The following is a 3,873-nucleotide window of genomic DNA, read 5'->3' as shown; positions in this document are numbered from 1 at the left end:
GACGGCGGGGAGCAGCCTCTTCACTCAGGACGGAGCACAACACACTCAGTCCATCAACCATCCGAACCGCCGTATACGGACCCGTACGTACGGTGGTGGGGGAGGGGGTGCCGGGAGACCGGCCCCCCTATCCCGATTCGTCGGGAGATACCACATCGTGACCGTCCGCGGGCCGCGCCGACACCTGCGCTCGCCATCTTCCTCCCGCGACCCGAGACCGAGACTTCGAGGAGGAAGACCGATGCCGATCGACGAGCCCCGCGCCGCCGCGGATGAGCGTGCCGAAGAGGTTTCGCCGCTGCCGCTGCCGCCGGTGGTGGACACCCCCGCCGTGGTGCTGCTGGGGATGCTGTGCGGGGGCGGGCGGCCCCTGGTGCTGGACGCCTCGGCCGTGCGCGAGGTGGAGCCCACGGCCGAGCCGCTGCTGGAGGCGCTCCTGCGCGCCACCCGCCACGCCGGCCTCCCGGCGCGCATCGAGGGCGCCGGCCCCGCGCTCTGCCGCGCGCTCGAGGGCCGCCCCCTGGCCGCCTTCCTCGCCGCCGCGCCGCCCGCCGACGAGCAGCTCTTCGTCTGCCCCGACCGCGACGCGCCGGGCTTCCAGCCGAGCCTGCGGTAGCGGGTGTGCTTCTGGCTTTCGTTGCGATCTGGCTGTTGAAGCCTCGCGGGGGTTTGCGAGGCTTTCCGTAGTTCCAGCCGCGGGTTTACCCGCATTTCCTGAACGAGGGAAGGGCAGGGGAGACCGAATCTCCGCCTGCCCTTCGTCATTCTCGCCCGATCCCGTCCTTCGGGAGTTCCGCCCTACCGCGCCACCAGGTTCCCCAGCACCAGGTAGCAGAGCGCGGAGATGGAGAACGCGGCGGGGATGGTGAGGACCCACGCCCACACGATCCGCCCCGCCACCCCCCAGCGCACCGCCGACCAGCGCCGCGTGGCTCCCACCCCCACGATGGAGCCGGTGATGGTGTGCGTGGTGGAGACGGGGATGCCGAACCTGGTCGCCAGCAGGATGCTGAGCGCCCCGCCCGTCTCCGCGCAGAAGCCGCCCACCGGGCGCAGCCGCGTGATGCGCGTGCCCATGGTGTGCACGATGCGCCACCCGCCGAAGAGCGTCCCCAGCGCGATCATGGTGTAGGCGCCCAGCTCCACCCACAGCGGGATGTGGTCCGCGTTCGGCAGGTGGTTGGTCGACACCAGCAGCCCCACGATGATCCCCATGGTCTTCTGCGCGTCGTTGCCGCCGTGCGACATCGAGAACAGCGCCGAGCTGGCGAGCTGCGCCACGCGGAAGACGCGGTCCACCCGCGTCGGCGAGGTGCGCTGGAAGATCCAGTAGACCGCCACCATCAGGCCGAACCCCAGGATCATCCCGATGATCGGGGAGAGGAAGATGAACAGGATGGTCTTGGTCCACCCGCTGGGGATGATCGCCGCCCACCCCGCCTTGGCCACCGCCGCCCCCGCGTAGCCGCCCAGGAGCGCGTGGCTCGAGCTGCTGGGGAGGCCGAACCACCAGGTGATCAGGTTCCAGACGATCGCGCCCAGGAGGCCCCCCAGGATCACGCTGGGGGTGACCACGTCCACGTCGATCATCCCCTTGCCCACGGTCTTGGCCACCGCGGTCCCCACCACGAACAGCGCCGCGAAGTTGAAGGTGGCCGCCCACAGCACCGCCTTGAAGGGGGAGAGCACGCGCGTGCCCACCACCGTGGCGATGGAGTTGGCCGAGTCGTGGAAGCCGTTCACGAAGTCGAACGCGAACGCCACCGCGATGATCAGGACGACGTAGGTGTCCACGGGAAGGTCAGGAGTTCTTGAGGGCGATGCTCTCGATGACGTTCCAGGCGTCGTCGCAGAGGTCCACGGCGTCCTCCAGCTTGTCGAACAGCTCCTTCCACTTGATCACCTCGATCGCGTCGGCGCCGTCGTCGAACAGCCGGCCGACCGCGTTGTGGTAGATGGCGTCGCCCTCCTCCTCCAGCTTCTTCAGCCGCCCGGTCTCCTGCAGGATCAGCTTGGGCTTCTTCAGGTTCGCCACCGAGGTGGCCAGCGTGGCCGCCCCGCGGCGCAGCACGTCGGCCAGCTGGGCCGCCTCGGGGCGGAACTCGCGCAGGCGGAACATCTGCGCCCGGCGCGCCACCCCGTCCACCACGTCGATCACGTCGTCCAGGCGCGAGGCCAGCAGGTGGATGTCCTCGCGGTCGAGCGGCGTCACGAAGCTCTTGTCGATGCGCACGATCAGGTCGTGCGTCAGCTCGTCGGCCTCGTGCTCGATGTCCTTGATCTTCTGCACCAGCTCCTGGAGCCGGTCGGGGTTGGCGAAGAGCTGCGCCAGGAGCTCCGCCGCCGCCGACAGCCGCTGCGCCAGGCCTTCGAAGAGGGGGAAGAACTTCTCGTCGCGCGGGATCAGGCGCACGGTGACACCTCCGTCCAGGGGCGGGTTTGTAACGTACTCGCCGGCCTCGGGCGCGTGGGCCGGGTCCGCGCCGGGCGACCGCAACGGGGGCCCGGGCCGCCGGAAAGCGCGCCAAAGCTACGCGTGCGCGCCCCCGGCGGAAAGGGTTCCGTCGCCGCGGAGACGCGCCGGTGGGCGGATCGTTACAAACATGTGACAGGGAGGGCGCGCTGGGCGTGACCGCGGGGACCGAGCTTCGAGGCGTTCCGGATGGAAGCGCATTCCTCTCTTCGAAACGAGAGCGAACCCGATGCAGAAGCTCTGGCCCGGCGCCCTGTCGCTCGTCTTCCTCGCCGCCGCGTGCGGGGGCGGCGAGAGCGAGGGGGCCACCCCGGGCGCGATGAAGAACTCGCCGGCGGTCCCGGGCGGCGCCGTCACGCTCACCGGTGCGGGCGCCACCTTCCCGTATCCGATCTACTCGAAGTGGTTCGACGCGTACGGCCGGGAGCACCCGGGCGTGCGGGTCAACTACCAGTCGCAGGGCTCGGGCGCCGGCATCCGCCAGGTGACCGAGGGCACGGTGGACTTCGGGGCCTCCGACGCGCCGATGACCGACGAGGAGCTGGCGAAGAAGCCCGACGTGCTGCACGTCCCCACCGTGCTGGGCTCGGTGGCGGTGGCGTACAACCTCCCCGGGCTCCGGCAGCCGCTGCGGCTGGACGGGCCCACCCTGGCCGCCCTCTACCAGGGCCGGGTGAAGAAGTGGAACGACCCGCGCCTGGCCCGGCTCAACCCCGGCGTGGCGCTCCCCGACGAGGACGTCCTCCCCGTCTACCGCACCGACGGCAGCGGCACCACCTACGTCTTCACCGACTACCTGGCCGCCGTCTCCCCCGACTGGCAGCAGGGGGTGGGGAAGGGGAAGAGCGTGCGCTGGCTGGCGGGGCTCGGCGCCAAGGGGAACGAGGGCGTCACCGGCCAGGTGAAGAACACGCCCGGCGCCGTGGGCTACGTGGAGCTGGCCTACGCGCAGCAGAACGGCCTCCCCACGGCCGCTATCCGCAACCAGGCGGGGCGGTTCGTCGCCCCCTCGGTCGAGGGCACCACGGCGGCCGCCGGCGAGCTGGGGCCGCGGCTGCAGCAGCACCCCGACTTCCGCCTGTCGATCGTGAACGCGGCCGGGGCCGGAGCCTACCCGATCTCGTCGTTCACGTACCTGCTGGTCCCGCGGCACATCGAGGACTGCGGCAAGGCGCGCCCGCTGGTGGAGCTGGTGCGCTGGGCGCTCACCGAGGGCGGCGCGATGGCCACCGAGCTGCACTACGCGCCGCTCCCCGAGGCGCTGCGCGGCCCCGTGCTGCAGAAGCTCGGCACCGTCACCTGCGGCGCCCAGCGCCAGCCGGTTTAACCACGAGTGCGAGAGTGCGAAGTGCGCAAGTGCGAGAGTGAACTTCGAGCGCGCGTGCTGGGGCCGCGCCGAG

At 71.2% G+C, this 3,873-nt stretch carries 4 protein-coding genes; 2 read left to right on the top strand and 2 right to left on the bottom strand.

The genetic code is table 11. The annotated features are described in order from the left end of the window. The first annotated feature begins 241 nt into the window (after positions 1-241). A complete protein-coding gene (locus VF746_00515; GenBank protein ID HEX8690892.1) occupies positions 242-616 on the top strand; it encodes a hypothetical protein in 375 nt (124 codons plus the stop codon). Positions 617-798: 182 nt separating this feature from the next. Here the strand turns inward: VF746_00515 and VF746_00510 are convergent, their stop codons facing one another. Together VF746_00510 and VF746_00505 are read right to left on the bottom strand one after the other, a co-directional pair. Next, positions 799-1,794 (bottom strand): inorganic phosphate transporter, encoded by a 996-nt coding sequence (locus VF746_00510; protein HEX8690891.1) that lies wholly within the window; start codon positions 1,792-1,794, stop codon positions 799-801. Between the two features lie 7 nt (positions 1,795-1,801). Beyond that, positions 1,802-2,413 carry a DUF47 family protein gene (locus tag VF746_00505; protein HEX8690890.1) on the bottom strand — a complete coding sequence of 204 codons (612 nt, stop codon included), beginning with the start codon at positions 2,411-2,413 and terminating at the stop codon, positions 1,802-1,804. 289 nt (positions 2,414-2,702) lie between these two features. Between VF746_00505 and pstS the strand changes: the two genes are divergently transcribed. Then, the gene (gene pstS, locus VF746_00500) at positions 2,703-3,800 is read left to right on the top strand and encodes a phosphate ABC transporter substrate-binding protein PstS (GenBank protein ID HEX8690889.1); all 1,098 of its coding nucleotides are present in this window, start codon (positions 2,703-2,705) and stop codon (positions 3,798-3,800) included. Positions 3,801-3,873: the final 73 nt, after the last annotated feature.

The organism is Longimicrobium sp. (genome assembly GCA_036389795.1).
Classification (GTDB): Bacteria; Gemmatimonadota; Gemmatimonadetes; order Longimicrobiales; family Longimicrobiaceae; genus Longimicrobium.
This window is presented reverse-complemented; position numbering and strand designations above follow the sequence as displayed.

Coding starts and splice junctions, on each gene's coding strand:
- VF746_00515 (HEX8690892.1), top strand. CDS start 242: ATGCCGATCGACGAGCCCCGCGCCGCCGCGGATGAGCGTGCCGAAGAG.
- pstS (HEX8690889.1), top strand. CDS start 2,703: ATGCAGAAGCTCTGGCCCGGCGCCCTGTCGCTCGTCTTCCTCGCCGCC.